Consider the following 19,674-nt stretch of genomic DNA (forward strand, 5'->3'; position numbering starts at 1 on the left):
ATCGAGGTCATCGATGAGGCGGTGATCCTCCCCGAACTCGCCGCCGCCTAAACTAGAACAACTGACCCGCACGGTGTTGAGAAACTCCACCACTCAGCGGGACGTGACCTCGCCGACCACAAACTGAGCTCTTCTATCGAACTGTGTTGCTGCCCAAACGGCTGTGTCAATCCAACCGGGTCGCGACGATCTCGGGGCGAGCGGCGTGCCCAAAAAACGTGGGCCCTGACCCGCTTTTCCGCAACGGTGTGGAAAATGTTGAGTTATTCGATGGAACGCACTTATTGCCTAGACCCAAAGTGGGTACCGTCTACGGGGCCAGATGGATTTCCCGAACCACCCATATCCCTCCGGTTCCGCCGCATCTATCTCAGTAGGAAACAGCCATCAAGAACGGCTGCGCATAGACCCAAGCGAGCACGGCGCCCACGCTCTCTCTCGCCGCCCACAACGCTACACCGGGACATCCGTTCAAAATCACAGCACGACCAACAAAGGAACAACCAATGAAGAGAAGCACAACCGCCGCACTCAGCCGAGTCTTCGACGCCGCTCCGGCACCCGCGATTGCCTCCTCCGAACCCGTGAATCATGCCCAGCCTCTGGCCCCAGAGCTCCCGGAAACCGGTCCGACCCCTTTCGTCGTGAATCCGCACGAAAATAGGTATCACGAGCTCGCGAGGCTTCGCGAACGGGCGTCACGGGCCTACGAAAAGAACACACGTACTGCGCACGTCGCCCGCGCGCACGAAACCCGTGTTGCTGCCCAAATCAAAGCGGACGCTGCCGCAGCCAAACTCCCCGCGCTCCGGGAGACCCTCGCCGCAATTGCGCACCTCGCACCGAAGTCTCACGAGGATGCCGCCGCCTGGGAATACCACGAGATGTATCGATACCAAACGACGGGCGAGTTCTTCGCATACAGCCGTGAACACGTCTCTGCACGGCTGCTGGAGCTCGAGGCAATCGCCCCGAAAGCGGCCGAGTACAGGCGGACGGAACGGGCTCGAATCCTGGCCCTTCCAACGCCTACTGAGAACGAACTCGCAGCTGAACGCGAAGCCGAAGCGGCCCGCATCGAAAACGTCAGCCGGGCAATCGCTTCTGCTTTCAGGAGCGCCATCCCCGACGCAGCCGGAAGCCGCACCTTCACGTTCTAACGTCAGGGCCGGTCGCGAAGAAGGTGCGCCCGGCTCTGCGGCAGACCCCCGCCGCAGTCAAGATACTGCGTGCTATCCCCGCAGCGCCCAACTGACCTCGGGCTCCACCAAGTCTGCGGTCGTCATCCGCCTCACGGAACAGCCGCAACCAGGCTGAGGCCCGCTTCGCCCAAGACGCTTCCGGACCGCGGTCGCATTGAATGATCTATGCCCCCGACCCGCGGCCCCCCCAAAGCTTCTTGTACATGTCCGGCAGCACCGGCAGCACTCTCGCTGGTGCAGGAGATTGAGCGTCGTGGGCGGCGGGCCGTCACTAACGGAGCTTCGCTCCGCAGTCGCGGCCAGGATGCGAAGCGCTGGCGCGGCGCCGCTTCCTATTTCGTGCGCGCCGTGACGGCCCTGTCGATCGCCCCCACACGCTTCGTGTGCGGCTTCAACTCCCGCCGCGCCATCTCAGTCACTTCAACTGGTGGCACGAAATCGCGCTCACCGTATCCGAAGCGAGACGCAAACATCGCAAACGAAAGCCGACCACCGTGGCCGACTACGGCACCGATGCCCTCGTCGATCAACCTTTCATTCTGGCGAGCAAACGCGACACCCTCGACCAACGCCGTCATGAAATCGCCGCGAGTCGCTAGTACATCGACAGACCTAGGGCGATCCTCATCCACTCGCGCGAGAAGCGAGTCGAGCCAAGCGCCTTCATCGTCGCGCTCGGTGAAGCGCCACGCTAGGAAATCCCCTGCGAGAGCGGCCCCCGCAGCCTGGGCGACGGCTTCCAAAGTCAGGGCTGCGCGGCGCTCGTCCGTGTACGTGACCCTTGCCACTCCATCCTCGGCTATCTCGATTGCCTCGAACTTTTGGCCGACACTTCGCAGACACAGCGCCCTCGCGACCTCGCTGCGCAGCTCAGAGAAGCGGCTGATGGTATCGATTCGTTGCATGGTTCCCCTTGGTAGAGCCGACTACGGCAGGACAGTCTTTCATAGGCGCCCTGACGCCTGTGACATCAGCGTGGCCGATGTGGGCTTCTTGGCCCGTCCAATCCAGCGCATCGGAACGTCTTGGTTGAGAATCTGCTCGAGACCCTCGCTCAGGTCTGGCATGCCGTCGAATACGGTCTCATCCCCATGGCTGTTCTTCTCGGAATCCTGTGGGTCGTGTCGGGCGCCAAGATCTTCGGAGGGTGACGGACAGGTGGCGTGACGCATGCTCCAAGCCCGCGTCACGCCACCTGCCGGCTGTCGCCGCGCGCCGCACCCTCACCGCGGCCGTCAGGGATCGTCGAGCAGCGCCATCGCGAAGCACCCGTCACGATGCAGCCGCAACGCCGGCGGAGCGAACACAGCGCGCTGGCGTCGGGCGGTGATCTGGGGCGAGGCTTACACCGGCGGCCAAGATCCCGCCCTCTCCACGCCCATCGCCCAGCCCCGCGACGCCCTGCGCGTGACGGTAGCGGCTCGACGGCGACCCGCAGGCGGATAGGGACGGGCCGCCGAATGCGGAAGCGGGCTGGGCAACCGACTCCGGCCTTCCGCGGCATCTTGCGCAGCCGCGGCGGCGCACATGCGGTGATTGCCGCAAGGTGGGCTCTCAGGGGACTGTGGCAATCTTGACAAGTTGGCCACTGGGTATGGTGCTGGGCTCATCCACGACCGCAATTCTCGTTCAACGGGGAGCTGCTCGACTGGTCGGCCCGTCACCATGACGCCACGTGCAGCGCGACCTGAATCGAGGCAGTTTGAAGTTCATCGTTGGGGAAACCCTCGTCTACCCGCACCACGGTGCGGTCACCATCACCGAACTCTCCACAGTTACCCTGAAAGGCGTCGCGCAGCCAGCGATGACGTTGCGCGTGCACTCATCGCAACTCACCATCAAGCTCCCAATCGCGAACGCTGAGCTCGTCGGAGTCCGTGACGTCATCGACGCCGCCGGGTTGGAAGAGGTGTACGCGGTGCTGCGTGAGCCGTTCACCGAGGAAGCCACGAACTGGAGCCGCCGGTTCAAAGCGAATCAGGAGAAGATGGCGAGTGACAGCGTGACCCGCGTCGCTGAGGTGGTCCGCGACCTGTGGCGCCGTGAGCAGAACGGTGGCGTATCCGCCGGTGAGAAGCGGATGCTCGCCAAGTCCCGGCAGCTGCTGGAGTCGGAACTGGCGTTAGCGCTCGGCACATCACCGGAGGACACTGTGGCGGCGTTGGACGATGTGCTCGCCGGGGCCCTCACCGAAGCCGCGTAACGCGCGTCCTGCAGCAACGCCTGCCGCCCGCGAGGCTGGCCGCGGTCATAAGGTCCGTGACGGCGACCACTTGTTCGCTGGTTGTGTCGCGCAACAAAAAAAGCGCACTCGTCCCCGCCGCGGCGAACGCACAGACCTCAATCGCCCGCAGACCGGACCTCTACTGAAGCAGATCCTGGCGACAGGCACGCAGAACGCTGAGGCGCCGAGCCCGTCTCACTTGGGAACGTTGACCGGGAATCCTGAATACGGAGGCGACGCTTCGCCTGATCAAGTCACCCACTAGGAATCATCAAGCGTCGTTTTACCGCCGTTCAGGCGCCCTCGATAACTGACCAGTAGCGGTGCTGCCAGAACTTCGTTTTGCAGCGAGCTGCGCGTCCTCACCCTCACCCCGCGCGGCGAATAAGCAGAAACGTTAGCTCGAAGCCTCAATCCACCGATCGGGATCGGAATCTAGCGGCGCGTTAAACAGAGAATGCCCGTCTTATCAGGGAAAATTGTACTTACCACAGAACAATTCGACTGATTCAGAAGGGCATCTCGTAGATGCAAGTTTCGCACACCACCCGGGCCGTGTCCGCGTCATTTGACGACTCCAACCTCGTGTCGTCTGCGGGTTTGCTCCCGGCGATGAAACTGGCCGAGAAAGCAGGTCTGCGCCGGCTGGCCGACAGGTGGTTGAGCGTGCCCACGGACAAGGGCGCCAACGCCGGGCTCAAAGTCGCCTCATTGGTCGCCGGGATGCTCGCCGGTGCGGACACCATCGACGATATGGCCGTGTTGCGCGACGGCGGGATGCGGAAACTCTTCGCCCACCTCTACGCGCCGTCGACGCTCGGGTCGTTCTTGCGTGCGTTCACGTTCGGCCATGTGCGTCAGCTGGACGCGATCGCGTCCCGGTTCCTGATCAGCCTCGCCGCCCTGAGCCCGCTGATAGTCCCGGAACCTGACGACTATGTGTTCTTGGACGTGGACGACACCATCATCGAGGTCCACGGGCACCAGAAACAAGGCGCCAGCTTCGGCTACTCCGGGGTGCGGGGGCTGAACGCGATCCTCGCGACGCTGAAAACAGTCACCGGCGCCCCGATCATCCTCGCCCAACGCCTCCGCCGGGGCGCCGCCTCGTCCCCGCACGGAGCGACCCGGTTGATCCGGGATGCCCTGGCCACCCTGCGCCGCCTGCCCGGGATGAGTGCCGCCCGGGTCCTGTTCCGCGCCGATTCCGCGTTCTCCACCTTCGCGGCCATCCACGCGGCCCTGGCCGGCGGCGCGGACATCTCCGTCACGGCCCGCTTGGATTCTGCACTGAGGAAAGCTATCGCAGCCATTCCCGCGGCCGGGTGGACGCCGATCAAGTACACGCACGCGATCTTCGACGAGGTCAAGGACACCCGAACCTGGATCTCCGACGCTGAGGTCGCCGAGGTTCCCTACACCGCGTTCACCTCACGAAAGAAAGCGGACCACATCAGCGGCCGCCTCATCGTGCGCCGGATCCCGGAACTGAACAAGCACAAACTCGCCGGCCAGACCACGCTCTTCGACCTGCACCGCTTCCACGCGTTCTTCACCACCAGCACCCTGGACACGGTCACCGCCGATACAACCCACCGCGCCCACGCGGCCATCGAGCTCGTCAATTCCGACTTGAAGAGCAGCGCCCTGGCCCACATGCCCTCCGGTGTTTTCGCGGCCAACGCAGCCTGGCTGGTGCTGGCCGTGATCGCCTTCAACCTCACCCGCGCCACCGCGGTAACCGCCGGCACCGGCCTGGCCCGGGCAACGACCGCGACGATCCGACGGAAACTGATCAATATCCCCGCGAGGATCGCCTCGTCAGCCCGGCGCATCACGCTGCGCCTGCCCGAGACCTGGCCTTGGGAAACCGGCTGGACCCACCTCTTCGACCACGCCTTCGCCCCGCCGAGCCCCACCCCGACCTGACTCGCCCACCCCGACCCGGGACAACCTGGAAGCCAAGTGGAACACCACGAGCAGCGAGGCTCAGCGCACAACCACGCCCCAGCATGCCGCCGCAACTCAAATCAGAACACGACGCCCAGCCTCAGCCGATCGGTGGATTGAGGTTCAAGCAGCGCGCGCTCATCACATGCGACGCGCCGGTCACGCCAGTCCCCTACGAAGCATCTGGTCCGTTCATGGGTGTTGGAATGGCTACCGCCCGCTTCGTGCTGTACCCAACGTCACGCAGGACCGGCCTCATAATGCGCCACCCGCTGGACGGGAGCGACCCCGACGACGACCTTGATGGCTTGATAGAACGGGCGCGTTCAGGCTCTCTAGATGACGAATCGGTCGGGAACGCTGCGGTCGAGAAGATGATGAACGAGCGCACCGCAGCCCAGGCGGTGTCGGGAATGGTCGCGATCGCGCGTTTCACGGCCGGATCCATCCGGGCAGTGACCGACACGGCCGCGCCCGCATTGATCGCCGCGCCATCGTGGCGTAACCGTAAAACGCGGAATCGGCGCGGAGCAGCCTGCTCACACCACGGCGCGGTCTCCGGTTAGGTCGAAGGCTTGTCTTGGTTCGGCGACAAGACCCGGCAATGGCCTCCCGCACCGGAGCGAAGCTGATCCAGGTGGGGCTTGCGTCGGCGAAACGGTCCGCATCACGCCTTGATGCCGGGGCCGCGGGCCGCTCCGCGATACGCTTCCGAAGTGACGAGAAGATATGTGCCACTGGACAGTCAGTCGCGAGAGGTGCTGGCCCGCACTCGCTACGGTGCACTCACGTGTGCTGACTCGCCTGATGGAGAGCGCTGGTGGCTTCTCCTCGACCCGACAGAGGCTGGACATTTCACACCGGCCGGTACTGCAATTGACCTCGGCGACACCAAGCCCACAACGGAGGAGCTTCGCTCAATTGTGGCGCGGCTCGGGTTCGTCACCAGTACCGACTGGGAAGAGCCGCGCTTCGCCTCGTTCCGAAGCGATTTCGGGATGCCCGTGCTCACTGCACGTGTATCTACGCCGCAGCAGATCAAAGCCGATGAGCAACGGGCGCGGCGAGTTGAGGAAATTGACCGTGAGGAGGCCGTGGCAGAGCTAAAAAGAGAGGCGACGTGGCGAACGAGCATCGCTATCGCGGCGTCCGCCGGCCTACTAGCTGCGCTGCTCAACTGGCCGGCCGGCTATTACGGCTTGATGCGCCTAATGCTCTTGGTCACTTGTGTGGTGCTCGGTGTCCTCGTCCATCGAGCAACTGCGTGCCCCTGGCCGTGGTTTTTCGGACTAGCGCTGGTCGCACTGATCTGGAACCCAGTCGTGCCGATCTGGATGTCGAGAGAGGCGTGGATACCCCTGGATGTGGCGGGTGCCGTCTTCTTCGCAATGCTCGCCAGCTGGAGCAAGGGCAGGTTGCCGAGTAAGGCACTTCCCAGGACGCAGTCGATCCTTTAGAAGCGGTGGCTCGGCTGGAGCTCACGCATACAGCGATTCCTGGGTCGCTCTCGGCAGGGCAGCTGGGCGCCCGACCGCTGAATACAGGGTCGGCCCCGTCTACGCTTCGGAGATGTTGCCGGCGAACGATTCGAGCTTGGACTTGTCCTTGACCAGCTCGAAGTCAGACGCCCAGTCGGAAGCTGGCGCATCAAACCCGTCGACGACGCACGTGGACAAATCCTCGAGCTTCCGTAGCGTGCGGAAGGTGCCTGTGGCCGCCTTCTCTGTGGCGAGCGTGACAAGCACCTCGTGCCCGATCAAAGACTGTGCCAGGCGAGCCATGGCCAGGCCATCCGCATTGTCGGTCCGGTCTGTGCGGATCAGTTCCCGACCGTTGGGACGCCATGTGCTCGACGCCGATTTCAGGAAGTCGAGGCCACGGAGACACGTGAGCTCCTTGTCAACGTGAAGGATGGTCGCGTTGAACGACTTCGTGGGCTCGGTTTTCTCTTTGGGGTGTGCGGTGACGAAACTGGCCGACCAGTGGTTGAGCGTTCCGACGGACAAGGGCGCCAATGCCAGGTTGAAGGTCGCCTCCCTCGTGGGCGGCATGGTCGCCGGCGCTGATTCCATCGATGACATGGCGATCCTGCGCCACGGCGGCATGCGGAAGGTCTTCAGTGCCTGTTACGCACCCTCGACTTTGGGGTCGTTCCTGCGGGAGGTTCTCCTTCGGCCATGTTCGTCAGCTTGATGCGGTCGCGTCCCGGTTCCTCCAGGGCCTCGCCGCCGAAGCCCCGCTACTCGTGACGGAGACCGGCGCCGCCGGCTACGTGTTCCTCGATGTTGATGACACCATCATCGAAGTACACGGGCATCAGAAACAAGGTTCCGGCTACGGATACTCCGGGGTCCGCGGCATCAACGTTTTCCTCGCGACGGTGAAAACGGACGCTTCTGCGCCGATCATCGTCGGGCAGCGGTTACGGCGGGGCGCGTGCGGGTCACCGCGCGGCGCCGCCCGAATGGTCCGCGACGCCCTCGCGACCATCAAACGCCTCAACGGCATGGCCTCCACCCGCGTCCTGCTCCGCGCCGATTCCGCGTTTTACGGTTATGCCACGATGAGCGCGGCGATCAATGCGGGCGCGGCCGTGTCGGTCACTGCCCGGATGGATCCGGCCGTGAAACGCGCGATCGCGACCATTCCCGACACCGCCTGCCTTAGCCTCAATACCGTTCAGTTAAGGCTTTGCGTGTTACGTTGAGGGCATGGCGCGAACAGGGTGGGTGAAGCCGGTCTCTGATCGTCGGTTGTCGGATTTGGTGTCGGTGGGTTTGTTGACTCGAGTTTTTCCGGCTGATGTTGTCGACGAGGTCGTTGAGGCGGCTGGGCGGACGGAGCAGCGTAGCCGGGCGTTGCCGGCGCGGGTGATGGCGTATTTCTCGATTGGGATGGGGCTGTATGCCAAAGCGTCCTATGAGGACGTTTCGCTCAGCTGACGGATGGGTTGTCGTGGGCGTCGGGCTGGTCGGAGTCTTTTGTGTCGCCGTCGAAGTCGGCCATTTTTCAGGCGCGTCGCCGGTTGGGCTTCGAGCCGATGCGGGACTTGTTTACCCGGGTCGTGCGTCCGTTGGCGGGGCCGAACACGCCGGGGTCGTGGCTGGCTGGCCGGCGGCTGGTATCCATTGATGGAACTGTCCTGGATCTGGCTGACAGCACGGCGAATACGGAATACTTTGGCCGTCCCTCGGTCAGTCGCGGGGAGCAGTCCGCTTTCCCGCAGGCGCGGTTGGTGGCGTTGGCGGAGTGCGGAACCCACGCGATCCTGGACGCGGTGATTGGCCCGTGCACGACGTCGGAGATTGAGCTCTCCCGCGAGCTGGTGGGACGCTTCACGCTGGGGATGTTGGTGCTGGCGGATCGGGGGTTCTACGGATTTCGTTTGTGGCAGCAGGCTGCCGCGACGGGCGCCGATCTGTTGTGGCGGGTCAAGACAAACCTGCGCCCCCGCTATCAGGAGACCCTGGCCGATGGGTCGTGGTTGGCTCAGATCGTCCCCACGTCCGGAACCGCGCGGGCCTCGACTACCCCGTTGACGGTGCGGGTCATTGACTACACGATTGATGACGGCCGGGAGAACCCCGAGTCCTACCGGTTGCTGACCACGATTCTGAATCCGGACGAGGCCTCAGCGGAAGAATTGGCGACCGTGTACTCCGAGCGGTGGGAAATTGAGTCTGTCTTCGATGAGCTGAAAACGCATCAGCGCGGCCCCCGGATGGTGATGCGTTCCAAGTCTCCTGCGCTGGTCAAGCAGGAGATTTGGGGCCATCTCTGCTGCCACTACGCGATCCGCACCCTCATGGTCGAGGCCGCCCAGCACGCCCGCCGTGATCCCGACAGAGTGTCGTTCATCGCCGCGCTACGCATCGCCCGCCGCTCCGTGGCTCAGGGCGCTTTTTCCCCCTCAGGAACGTAGACGCCCCAACGCGACGTGGCAGCACGCGATCCGCGCCCTCGTCGGGCGGCTCAATCCAGCACGCCGAAAACGCTCGAACCCGCGAGTCATCAAGCGAAAAGTCTTGAAATGGCCAGCCAAACGCCTCCACCACGCACACTGGCCACAACCCACCCATACCCCGGAAATCACCATCCAAATGCTTATCTGAACGGTATTGGTCTTAGCCACGATCCACCCATTGGATCGGAATTTAGCGGCGCGTTCGCGTTGGCTGGCAGTGTGCGTGGAAGTGGGTCACTGTCGCCGCCATTGCCCACACCCAGTCGAGTTGAACGCATAGTCGGACGAACGCACGGTGACTTCGACGCGAGGCGCACCCATGATGAAGTTGTTGTCGTGGATTTCCCCAGCGGAATCCAGTCGTTCCCAGTAGCAGTTTGAAACGTTGACAGCTATGTAGACACCGGGCTGGAGGTCTTTGCCAACAGTTCTGACTCCTGCGCCGAATACGATTCCCGCGGCTTCATCACTAGCCGCCTTCCGATCGGCCGCGGCTGCTTTCTCTTCGCTCGCAAATCTCGCTTTGACTGCAAGCGCCTTGGGATTATCGGGACAGATAGTCATCGCACCCTTGGGAGCAATATCCGAGGCGTTGGCCCACGTGTCCTCAGCGATGACATCCAGGTCGACGTCCGCGCACATGGCGTAGAGGTCCCCGAGATCGTCCTCTGTCGCCACAGCCTTGGAGGCGATGGCGGCAAGTTGCACGGCCGTGAAAACGTCGCCCGACCTGCTTACGGGAACACAGCTGCCAAACTCCACGGGGGACGCCCAAGCGTCGCGGAACGTCGAGAAGACAGTGCCCACTCCATTGGCGTCGAGGCAGCGAATGCTCCAGTCGTAAGGAACAGGCCGAGGCCCGATTTTCGCTACTAGAAGAGTTAGGGAGTCGGTTGCACGCAACAAGTCCAGTCTCGTGGTCGTCAAGCTGGCGACCATGGAACGCAGGGTGTCGATTCCGCTCGCCAACGCGACGCTGTCCTCGGGCGTGACGTAATCTGCCGACGCTGTCGCGAATGCCTCGCTCGAGGATACGGTGGCTTCCGCGTTGGACCTTGCCAACTCGTCCTTGAGCTTGTCATCTGCGACCTTGTCTCGGGCAGCAGTCACGGCGGCCTTGGCATCTGCCGCGTCTTTCGCAGCAACAGCCGCGTCTTTCGCAGCAACAGCCGCGACGCGTTCGAGTTCATTCGCGTAGCTGACGCCGACAGACGTGCCAACGGTCCCGAGGACGAGCAGGAGGGCTACTGCCCCGGCCCAAATCTTCCGCTTTCGCGATCCGAACACAGCCAAGTAGACCTTTTGTGGCATGGGTCGGATGGCCAGGGCCAAGGGCCGGAGGGCGCGGTACCCCGTGACGGTTGCGCGGCGACCCTTTACGTACAACTTTGCAAGGGACCGCGCGAACGCGTCGAAGGAGGAGTCAGGCATTGCCGAAGCATATCGCGGCTCGATCCCTTGACCCGTTGCACAATCACCCCCAAACCGGGGAACGACGGGGCCAGTTGGCGGGTTTGAGAGGCGGCAGGCGTCCGAGTACTGGGCTGGCCGCCGGCCGACAACGGCACAACCAAGACAACGCGTGCACCACCGCGGGCAGCGAGGCCGAACGCTCAGCCGCGCCCCGCCGCCAAAGCGCGAGTGACGTCAAAACCAGACCTGCGGCGGTGGTCCATCGGCGGATGGAGGCCTAAGCGTGACGCTCGGACAAATGATGTGCCACGGCGTCGTCGATGAGATCGAAGGAGCGCGCTGCACCGGCAAACGTGAGCTCGGCCGCGTCGGGCTCGGCCTGGTCGGGTTACGTGGTCCGTCCGCCGAACCCAGCGGCAAGGACCTCGAAATTGACTCCGGTGGCGCCAGCGTCGATCAGCAGCTCCGCGACCACGTCGATGAGCTCCGCAATGGCTCGAACGAAGGCAAGCGCCCACGGTGCCGCCTGCGCGATCAGACCGTCGGTAGCGACAATGTCGTCTCGGTAGCCGCCGTCCCCGCGCTCGACGTCGTCCCGCCAGGTTTCCAGCCAGTGGACTTCCGTCACCTTGGGGTCGCCGTCATCCTCGAGGAGGTCGATCTCCATGTCGAGGCAGGCCCCGGCCATGGAGACGCGGGCGGTCACCAGGCGGTCGTCGCCCCCGATTGTGGATGGGCACCGCCATCAGCAAGACATCGGCACCCTGCGCGCACTCAGTAACTCCGCACAGAGCCCACGCTCATTGCGACTTCTCCGCTCGCCAGTTCCTGTTGGCTGAGATACCGCCCCTGCCAACGCTTATGTCGTAGATGTCATCGGGAGCCATCCGGGGGTGGTTGCGAGACCCTCCCGCGCTTCGCCTCCGGGCATGTAGGACCTTACGGGCACGACCGTCGTCCCGCGCCGACTCCGTGTCAGCCGAGACGATTTTGCTGTCTGATACGCATTCAGCCCAGCCGGCGACAAATGCCGCGCATAGGTGTCGTGAGGAAGCCGCACCGGTCCCTCTCTCTTTCCAACTCGGCGATGCCGGGCGGGCCACCCCGCAAGCTGGTCCGCCCGGTCTCGACTTGAGGCGGAGGGGGCTCATCAGACAACAGAAGGACACCGAAATGGCAAACACTCATCTCGCTGACACCAACGAGCTGTCGGACAGCTCCATCAACGGCACCGCAGCAGGTCCGGCTGCGCCGCTTGCCGAGCCAATCAACGCGCTCGGCATCACTACAGCCTTCACAAGTGTCGTGGACAAATGGAAGCTCCGGAGCCTCATGGGGTGGCGGGCAAACCCCGACGCCCTCGAATCGTGGCAGCGTGCTGAGCTGCACCTCGCAGATCAGGAATTCGGCGACGGCTGGTGGGTGGTGCCCAGGTCAGATGCAGACGACGCACGTTTCGCCGCCGCCACGAAACGCCTTCACGAATCTTTGGACCTCAACCGGATCGAGGTCTCCTTCGATGACTGGTACACGGTCATTTACACCGACGTCGAATCCGGTATCGACATCGAAGTGGACTTCGAACCCGACACCGACGCAGGCATGGCCGCCCAGTTCGACAAGGCGATGGAGGAGCTCAAGGCCGAGGTCGCAGCGGAAGAAGACAGCATTCGGTTCGACGAGTCCACGGACCGCTTCCACGAGACACTTGACCGAGACTGGACGGAGTTTTTCCTGGGGTACTCCTACACGGCCCCGTACGGAGACAAGTTCACATTCACCTACATCGATGTCGAATCCGGCGCCGATGTCGATGTGAAGTATGACCCGACCACTTGCGAGGGCATGTCTGCCCAGTTCGCCAAGGCCATGGCGGACCTCACTGCTTCAGCAGCCACGAAGCTGAGGAGCGCCCGCCTTGCCGAGGTCAAGGCGGAGGCTGATGCGGCGCGCAGCTACACGCTCCCGGCCGACCTTCTCGAGCGTCTGCGCAATGCGCCCGAGATCGCAGCTGCTCTCCGCACACCGAAGCCCTCGGACGAATAGACCGGCGCTCGGGGCGGGACTATTTTCCGCCCCCGGTTTTTCACTCGCCCTGTGCCCTGCGCCGCTGGAGCATCGCGAGGTCCGCATCGCCAAGTCCGCCTAGAGGGGCTACGAGTTCGCGGGACGGGCAGCGTTACAAGGCGTTCCTGCGGTTGACGCTCCTGGGTGACGTCCAGCGCCACCAATTTGCCCAGCTCGGGGGTCGACGTGATCCTTGCCATGCGCAGAAATGAGGATTCCTAGCTCCCAGCCGCCGCCGAGGCTCACGCATAGGCAATGCGATGAGCCATTCCGGCTCATCTGCGTTGCGGAGTGCGTTACCGAATCTTCACTGAGTTCTTGGTCGAGGAGTGCAACTGCCGCGCATAGGCATAACTGAAGGAGCAAACAATGACCATAACCGTCAACCGCGGCACTGAGCTGCTGACCGTATCAGAGCTCGCCAGCTATCTCAGCGTCTCGCACCACACCATCTATGGCTGGCAGCGGAAACCGGGTACTGGCCCCCACGCTTTCCGTGTCGGAGCCCAGCTGCGCTTCCGTCGTTCCATCGTCGACACGTGGCTCGAGGCCGGAGAAGGGGTGGCCCGTGGCTAGGCCAGCGCTCGGCGTCGGCGTGATTCGCCACGGACAAATCTCCACAGCAGGACATAAGAGCGGCGTCGGGTTTGTCGCCCGCTGTCGCGTGAACGACGGAACGAAGGTCCACTCGGTCACTGCGCACGGCCTCAGTGCCGCAGAGGCCACTGAGGCGCTGCTCACTAAACTCGAATCTTGGACGCCACCGAAGCGCAAGCGAGCGGCCGCAGTAGGTCCGGATGGCGAACCGCTTGGGGCCGAAGTAGATACCGACATAGAGCGAGTCGGAGTCGATACGACCCTCGGCGATGCGGTGCGCTTGTGGCTGGCAGAAGTATCTGCTGACCCGGAACTCCGGTTGCAGACCCGCGACTACTGGCGCAGGGTCGCACGCCAAACCGTGCTCAAGGACGAAACCTTCTCCGCCAAGCTAGTGAGCAGGCTCACGGCCGGAGATGCTGCGCGTTTCATCGCTAGGGTCAAGCGCACGACTCCAGGGCAGGCACGCAAGGCGCGATCGATGCTCAAACTCGTCATGGCCATGGCCGTACTCGACGGAGACATCCCGCACAACGTGATTCTCGACACGCCGCGGGTGAGCCGAGGGAAGAAGAAGGTCCAAGCACTCACCCACGAGGAGTTCCACGAGTTCCGCGCGGCTCTCCGGGCTTGGCGCGAGGCGAGCATTGGCCGCGGCGGCAGCCCAAGAGACCCCTCGTTCCTGGTCACCGATGTAACAGAGGCGCTGGCAGCGACCGGTCTCCGAATCAACGAGTTACTGGGGCTGCGACCGCAGGACTTGGACCTCGACGGCGACAAGCCAACGGCAACCGTCCGCGGGACGCTGGTCTCCGTGACCGGACATGGAATCACTTGGCAGGAAGCACCCAAGACCGAATCGGGTGCCAGATGCCTCACGCTCCCAGCGCTCGGCGTCGCTGCATTCCGGAGACAGCTGGAGCTAAACAGCTCCGACGACTTCGTATTCACGACGAGCACCGGGGCTCCCGTATCCGAGCACAACATCACCCGCGTGTTCCGCGCAGCCCGACCGGCTGCCCTGAACTTCGTTACCCCGCACACGTTTCGGCGCTCGGTTGCGACATGGCTGAAAGCCGCAGACGCGACGGCAGCTGCCACCGCGCAACTAGGGCACTCGTCTGAGGCCGTCACTGAGGAGTTCTACATTCAGCAGCAGACTCGCGGGACCGTGGATAACTCCGTCCTACTTCAGTCAATACTGGAGCATCCCCGCCAAGGGTAAATGGTGACAAAAACGGTGACCCATTCTTGGGTACTAGAAAGGCCTGATGAGAATCAGCTTCTCATCAGGCCTTTTCTGTCGGGCTGACAGGATTTGAACCTGCGACCCCCTGACCCCCAGTCAGGTGCGCTACCAAGCTGCGCTACAGCCCGCCGAATCCGTGTGTGTTTCGGCGAACGAAACCTACAGGAGACAACTCGAATAGCTTACCGCCTTCGGGAGGGTGCGGAGGACGTGTTGGGCAGGCGAGGAGGAATCTGCGGGTGGGGTCTCGACAAGCTCGACCACCGGGGCTCGACCACCGGCGGCCGGGTCTCGACAGGCTCGACCGGCGGCGGAGTAGCGTGATCGCATGCAGAGCGACACAGACGTCAGGGTTGTCTCGGCTGCCGACGTGAGCTGGGACGACGTGCGCACGGTGTTCGGCACGCGGGGCGACCCCGCCGGGTGCTGGTGCCAGTACTTCAAGCTGCCGAACGCGGAGTTCGAGTCGGCGACGAAAGAGGACTGCAGCGGGATGCTGCGGCAGCAGGTGAGCGCGAACGACCCGGCACCCGGGGTGATCGCGTACCTGGGCGACGAGCCGGTGGGGTGGTGCGCGGTGGAACCGCGACCGAATTATCCGCGGCTGCGACGCGCGAAGGTCGTGACGGAAGGCAGTCGGCAGGACCCGGAGGACGCATCCGTCTGGGCGGTGACGTGCTTCGTGGTGCGGGTGGGATTTCGCAAGCGCGGGGTCGGCGGGGCGCTGCTGCGCGGGGCCGTTGACCAGGCGCGGGCGCTGGGAGCACGGGTGGTCGAGGGGTATCCGGTGGATACGGCGGAGCGGGTGGGTGCGCCGTCGGCGGAGTTGTATCACGGGACGGTGTCGCTGTTTGTGAAGGCGGGGTTCGAGCTTGTGAGCCGGCCGACGCGGGATCGGGTGGTGGTGGAGCTGGTGTTGCGGGGGTAGCGGGAACACACGGGTGGCGACGGACGCACTGCGCCCGCCGCCACTCTGAGCGAACGACCTAGGCCGTCGGGACGGCGGCCATGCTCGTCGCGATGGTGCGCATGGCCGACGTGTCGGCCAGGGTTGCGACATCGCCGATGTCGCGGCCCTCGGCCACATCCCGCAGCAGCCGGCGCATGATCTTGCCCGACCGGGTCTTCGGCAGCTCCGGCACCACGAGGATCCGCTTCGGCCGGGCGATCGGCCCGATCTCCGCCACGACGTGGGCGCTCAGGCTCGCGATGATGGCGTCCCGGTCGACGATGTCGCCATCGTTCCGGTCACGCAGGATCACGAACGCCACGATCGACTGGCCGGTCGTCGGGTCCGACGCCCCCACGACGGCGGACTCAGCCACGGCGGGGTGGGAGACGAGAGCCGACTCCACCTCCACCGTCGAGATCCGGTGGCCCGAGATGTTCATCACGTCGTCGACCCGGCCGAGCAGCCAGATGTCGCCGTGCTCGTCGTACTTCGCCCCGTCCCCGGCGAAGTAGTAGCCCTGCGCCTTGAACCGGTCCCAGTAGACCTCCTGGGCGCGTTCCGGTTCGCCCCAGATGCCGCGGGACATGGCCGGCCACGGCTTGTCGATGACGAGGTAGCCGCCCTCGCCCGCCTCGACCTGCTGGCCGTGGTCGTCGACGATCTGCACCGAGATCCCGGGCAGGGCCACCTGCGCCGAGCCCGGCTTCGTGGCGGTGACCCCGGGCAGCGGCGTGATCATGATCGCGCCGGTCTCCGTCTGCCACCACGTGTCGACGATCGGTGTCGTGCCGCGGCCGATGTGCGTGTGGTACCACATCCAGGCTTCCGGGTTGATCGGCTCCCCCACGCTGCCGAGCAGGCGCACCGACTCGAGGTTGTAGCCCTGGGGAATGTGCTCGCCCCACTTCATGAAGGTGCGGATCAGCGTCGGCGCGATGTAGTAGATGGTCACGCCGTACTTCTCAATGATCTCGAAGTGCCGCCCCTCGTGCGGCGTGTTCGGCGTTCCCTCGTACATCACCTGGGTGGCGCGGTTGGCCAGCGGCCCGTACACGATGTAGCTGTGCCCGGTGATCCAGCCGATGTCGGCGCCGCACCAGTAGACATCCGTGTCGGGCTTGAGGTCGAATACCACGCGATGCGTGTACGCGACCTGGGTGAGGTATCCGCCCGAGGTGTGCAGAATCCCCTTGGGCTTACCGGTCGTGCCCGACGTGTAGAGAATGAACAGCGGATGCTCCGAGTCGAACGACTCCGGCTCGTGCTCGGGCGACTGGGAGGCGACGAACTCGTCCCACCAGAGGTCGCGCCCCTCCTGCATCGCGACCGGCTCCCCCACACGCCGCACCACGATGACTTTCTCCACCGTTTCGGCGCCCACCAGCGCCTCGTCGACATTCGCCTTCATCGGTGCGCCGGCCCCTCGCCGGTATTGCCCGTCGGAGGTGATGACGACTCGCGCCTCGGCGTCGTCGACCCTGGCGCGCAGCGCCGCCGGCGAGAATCCGCCGAAGACGACGCTGTGCACGAGGCCCAGGCGAGCACAGGCGAGCATGGAGACGACCGCCTCCGGGATCATCGGCAGCTGGATGACGACCCGGTCCCCCGCGACCAGGCCGAGCGAGCTGAGCGCGTTGGCCGCCCGGCTGACCTCGTCCTTGAGCTGGGCGTAGGTGATGTCGCGGGTGTCACCGGGCTCCCCCACCCAGTGCAGCGCCACCTGCTCGCCGTGCCCGGACTCGACGTGACGGTCGACGCAGTTGTAGGCGACGTTGAGCTTGCCGCCGTGGAACCAGCGGGCGTTCGGCGGGTTCGACCAGTCGAGCACCTCGTCCCATGGCTGCGTCCAGACGAGGTTCTCGGCCTGCGTGGCCCAGAAGTGCTCGCTGTCGCGGTCGGCGTGCTCGTAGTGCGAGGCGTCGGCGTTGGCCTGGGCCTGGAAGTGCTCGGTCGGCGCGAACGTGCGCGCGACATCCGGACCGTCCCGGGTGATCGATTCCCTGGTGATCGATTCGCTGGTCATCGATTCCCTGGACATCAGTGGTCCACCGCCTCCTTCTCGGCGCCAACACCGGTGAGCGAACGAACTTCCATTTCAGCCTGCTTGGCAATGTCGCGCGGGACCTTGTCCAGCACGGTGCCGAGCCAGCCCAGGATGAAGGCCAGCGGGATGGAGACGAGACCCGGGTTGCTCAGCGGGAAGATGGCGAAGTCCGCGCCGGGGATCATCGACGTTTCCGTGCCGGAGACGACCGGCGAGAACGCGATCAGCAGGATGGCCGAGGCCAGTCCGCCGTACATGCTCCACACCGCGCCCTGGGTGCTGAACTTCTTCCAGAACAGCGAGTACAGGATCGTCGGCAGGTTGGCCGAGGCCGCGACGGCGAAGGCCAGGGCGACGAGGAAGGCCACGTTCTGGCCGTTGGCGCCGATGCCGCCGATGATCGCGACGATGCCGATGATGATCACCGTGCGACGGGCCACCTTGACCTCGTCCTCCGGACGGGCGTTGCCCTTCTTGACCACGCTGGCGTAGATGTCGTGGGCGAAGGATGCCGCGGCGGTGATGGTGAGGCCGGCCACAACGGCCAGGATCGTCGCGAAGGCAACCGCGGAGATCAGGCCGAGCAGCACCGGACCGCCGAGCTCGAAGGCCAGCAGCGGAGCGGCGGAGTTGACGCCGCCCGGGGAGGCCAGGATGCGGTCGGCACCGATGAGGGCTGCCGCGCCGTAGCCGAGCACGAGGGTGAAGATGTAGAACCCACCGATGAGCCAGATCGCCCAGACCACCGAGCGGCGGGCTTCCTTGGCCGTCGGAACGGTGTAAAAGCGCATCAGCACGTGCGGCAGCGCCGCGGTGCCGAGCACGAGGGCGAGGGCCAGGGAGATGAAGTCGAGCTTAGTGACGTCATTCAGCCCGTACTTCAGGCCCGGGTTCAGGATCTCCGGGTTGTTGGCCGTGGACACGGCCGCGTCAAGCAGGGTGGAGAAGTTGAAGCCGTGCAGGGCGAGCACCCAGACGGTCATCACGGCGGCACCGGCGATGAGCAGGACGGCCTTGATGATCTGCACCCAGGTCGTGCCCTTCATTCCGCCGATGAGCACGTAGACGATCATCAGGGCGCCGACGACGACGATGACAACGGACTGGCCGAGCTTGTCGTTGATCCCCAGCAGCAGCGCGACGAGCCCGCCGGCACCGGCCATCTGGGCCAGCAGGTAGAAGAAGCAGACGACCAGGGTGGTGATCGCGGCCGCGATCCGAACCGGACGCTGCTTCAGACGGAAGGAGAGAACATCCGCCATCGTGTACTTGCCCGTGTTGCGGAGCAGTTCCGCGACGAGCAGGAGCGCGACGAGCCAGGCCACCAGGAAGCCGATGGAGTACATGAAGCCGTCGTAGCCGGTGATGGCGATGGCTCCGACAATGCCGAGGAACGAGGCTGCGGAGAGGTAGTCGCCGGCGATGGCGGTGCCGTTCTGGCCTCCGGTGAAGGAGCGGCCGGCCGCGTAGTAGTCGGCGGCCGTCTTGTTGTTGCGGCTGGCGCGCACAACGATGATCAGCGTGATGGCGACGAAGGCGCCGAAGATGCTGATGTTCAGGATCGGGTCACCCGGGGATGTCGCCGCGGTTGCGAGTTGGATGTTCACTTGGACTCCTTCGTGGCAGCGGCGAGGGGGCCCTCGATCTCGTGGCGGATTTTCGAGGCGATCGGGTCGAGCCGGCGACCGGCGTAGCTGACGTACCAGGTCGTGATCGCGAACGTGCTGACGATCTGCAACATTCCGAGCAGCAGGCCGACGTTGACGCTGCCAAACACCTTGATCGACATGAAGTCGTGGGCGTATCCGGCCAGCAGCACGTACGCGAAGTACCAGAGCAGGAAGGCGATGGCCAGGGGGAAGACGAAACTGCGGTGACGTTTGCGCAGCTCCTGGAACTCTTCTGATTCCTGCACTTGGTGGAAGGTTTCCGCCGAAACGACGACTTCTTCCTCTTTCAGGGCGACATTGCCCATGATGTTCTCCTCAACATTGATAGAGCGTGCACGCAGA

General features: G+C 64.4%; 17 protein-coding genes, 1 tRNA gene and 2 pseudogenes. 12 read left to right on the forward strand and 8 right to left on the reverse strand.

Going from position 1 to position 19,674, the window contains the following annotated elements; all coding sequences use genetic code 11:
* The first annotated feature begins 506 nt into the window (after positions 1-506).
* Positions 507-1,160, forward strand: coding sequence for a hypothetical protein (locus E3T54_RS13620; protein WP_134476175.1), 654 nt, complete (start codon positions 507-509; stop codon positions 1,158-1,160).
* Between the two features lie 374 nt (positions 1,161-1,534).
* Here E3T54_RS13620 and E3T54_RS13625 read toward each other — a convergent pair whose 3' ends face one another.
* Positions 1,535-2,107 (reverse strand): hypothetical protein, encoded by a 573-nt coding sequence (locus E3T54_RS13625; RefSeq protein ID WP_134476177.1) that lies wholly within the window; start codon positions 2,105-2,107, stop codon positions 1,535-1,537.
* A 120-nt stretch (positions 2,108-2,227) separates the two neighbouring features.
* On the opposite strand from E3T54_RS13625, the gene E3T54_RS17590 reads away from it, so the two are divergent.
* The 5 genes from E3T54_RS17590 to E3T54_RS13640 all read left to right on the forward strand — a co-directional run bounded on the left by E3T54_RS17590 (position 2,228) and on the right by E3T54_RS13640 (position 6,833).
* Positions 2,228-2,353, forward strand: a complete 126-nt coding sequence (locus tag E3T54_RS17590; protein ID WP_255452883.1) for a hypothetical protein — start codon at positions 2,228-2,230, stop codon at positions 2,351-2,353.
* Positions 2,354-2,904: 551 nt separating this feature from the next.
* The gene (locus E3T54_RS13630; protein WP_134476203.1) at positions 2,905-3,405 is read left to right on the forward strand and encodes a CarD family transcriptional regulator; all 501 of its coding nucleotides are present in this window, start codon (positions 2,905-2,907) and stop codon (positions 3,403-3,405) included.
* Between the two features lie 549 nt (positions 3,406-3,954).
* Complete coding sequence (locus E3T54_RS13635) at positions 3,955-5,355, forward strand: IS1380 family transposase (protein WP_134476179.1); 1,401 nt, start codon at positions 3,955-3,957, stop codon at positions 5,353-5,355.
* A gap of 83 nt (positions 5,356-5,438) precedes the next feature.
* Positions 5,439-5,942: a DUF4238 domain-containing protein gene (locus E3T54_RS17755; protein WP_166804925.1), complete on the forward strand. Its 504-nt coding sequence runs from the start codon at positions 5,439-5,441 to the stop codon at positions 5,940-5,942.
* A gap of 150 nt (positions 5,943-6,092) precedes the next feature.
* Entirely contained in the window at positions 6,093-6,833 is a 741-nt protein-coding gene (locus E3T54_RS13640) for a DUF6804 family protein (protein WP_134476180.1), read from the forward strand.
* A gap of 99 nt (positions 6,834-6,932) precedes the next feature.
* On the opposite strand, the gene E3T54_RS13645 is transcribed toward E3T54_RS13640, so the two are convergent.
* Positions 6,933-7,157, reverse strand: coding sequence for a hypothetical protein (locus tag E3T54_RS13645; RefSeq protein WP_134476181.1), 225 nt, complete (start codon positions 7,155-7,157; stop codon positions 6,933-6,935).
* A 190-nt stretch (positions 7,158-7,347) separates the two neighbouring features.
* Here E3T54_RS13645 and E3T54_RS13650 point away from each other — a divergent pair.
* Both E3T54_RS13650 and E3T54_RS13655 read left to right on the forward strand, forming a co-directional pair.
* Positions 7,348-8,035 (forward strand): annotated as a pseudogene (locus E3T54_RS13650) (transposase); the annotation flags it as partial.
* A 52-nt stretch (positions 8,036-8,087) separates the two neighbouring features.
* Positions 8,088-9,298 (forward strand): annotated as a pseudogene (locus E3T54_RS13655) (IS4 family transposase).
* Between the two features lie 276 nt (positions 9,299-9,574).
* Here E3T54_RS13655 and E3T54_RS13665 read toward each other — a convergent pair.
* On the reverse strand, positions 9,575-10,771 hold the full coding sequence (locus E3T54_RS13665) for a hypothetical protein (protein WP_134476183.1): 1,197 nt from the start codon (positions 10,769-10,771) through the stop codon (positions 9,575-9,577).
* Positions 10,772-11,141: 370 nt separating this feature from the next.
* The gene (locus E3T54_RS13670) at positions 11,142-11,459 is read right to left on the reverse strand and encodes a hypothetical protein (RefSeq protein WP_134476184.1); all 318 of its coding nucleotides are present in this window, start codon (positions 11,457-11,459) and stop codon (positions 11,142-11,144) included.
* 266 nt (positions 11,460-11,725) lie between these two features.
* Here E3T54_RS13670 and E3T54_RS13675 point away from each other — a divergent pair, with 266 nt between their 5' ends.
* The 3 genes from E3T54_RS13675 to E3T54_RS13685 all read left to right on the forward strand — a co-directional run bounded on the left by E3T54_RS13675 (position 11,726) and on the right by E3T54_RS13685 (position 14,642).
* Positions 11,726-12,799 carry a hypothetical protein gene (locus E3T54_RS13675; RefSeq protein ID WP_134476185.1) on the forward strand — a complete coding sequence of 358 codons (1,074 nt, stop codon included), beginning with the start codon at positions 11,726-11,728 and terminating at the stop codon, positions 12,797-12,799.
* 390 nt (positions 12,800-13,189) lie between these two features.
* A complete protein-coding gene (locus E3T54_RS13680) occupies positions 13,190-13,396 on the forward strand; it encodes an AlpA family transcriptional regulator (protein WP_134476186.1) in 207 nt (68 codons plus the stop codon).
* Positions 13,389-14,642, forward strand: a complete 1,254-nt coding sequence (locus E3T54_RS13685) for a site-specific integrase (RefSeq protein WP_166804926.1) — start codon at positions 13,389-13,391, stop codon at positions 14,640-14,642. The genes E3T54_RS13680 and E3T54_RS13685 overlap by 8 nt, the downstream gene beginning before the upstream one ends.
* Before the next feature lie 78 nt (positions 14,643-14,720).
* Here E3T54_RS13685 and E3T54_RS13690 read toward each other — a convergent pair.
* Positions 14,721-14,794: transfer RNA gene (locus tag E3T54_RS13690), tRNA-Pro, on the reverse strand.
* Between the two features lie 200 nt (positions 14,795-14,994).
* On the opposite strand from E3T54_RS13690, the gene E3T54_RS13695 reads away from it, so the two are divergent.
* The gene (locus E3T54_RS13695; RefSeq protein ID WP_134476188.1) at positions 14,995-15,594 is read left to right on the forward strand and encodes a GNAT family N-acetyltransferase; all 600 of its coding nucleotides are present in this window, start codon (positions 14,995-14,997) and stop codon (positions 15,592-15,594) included.
* A 58-nt stretch (positions 15,595-15,652) separates the two neighbouring features.
* On the opposite strand, the gene acs is transcribed toward E3T54_RS13695, so the two are convergent.
* Genes acs through E3T54_RS13710 form a run of 3 tightly spaced genes read right to left on the reverse strand, consistent with a single transcriptional unit; the run spans position 15,653 to position 19,637 of the window.
* Positions 15,653-17,641, reverse strand: a complete 1,989-nt coding sequence (acs, locus tag E3T54_RS13700; protein WP_134476204.1) for an acetate--CoA ligase — start codon at positions 17,639-17,641, stop codon at positions 15,653-15,655.
* A gap of 14 nt (positions 17,642-17,655) precedes the next feature.
* A complete protein-coding gene (locus E3T54_RS13705; RefSeq protein WP_134476189.1) occupies positions 17,656-19,269 on the reverse strand; it encodes a cation acetate symporter in 1,614 nt (537 codons plus the stop codon).
* The gene (locus E3T54_RS13710; protein ID WP_092324390.1) at positions 19,266-19,637 is read right to left on the reverse strand and encodes a DUF485 domain-containing protein; all 372 of its coding nucleotides are present in this window, start codon (positions 19,635-19,637) and stop codon (positions 19,266-19,268) included. Before E3T54_RS13710 ends, E3T54_RS13705 begins: the two co-directional genes overlap by 4 nt.
* Positions 19,638-19,674 lie beyond the last annotated feature (37 nt).

Source organism: Cryobacterium sp. Sr8, assembly GCF_004403225.1.
In the GTDB taxonomy this organism is placed as follows: Bacteria; Actinomycetota; Actinomycetes; order Actinomycetales; family Microbacteriaceae; genus Cryobacterium; species Cryobacterium psychrotolerans.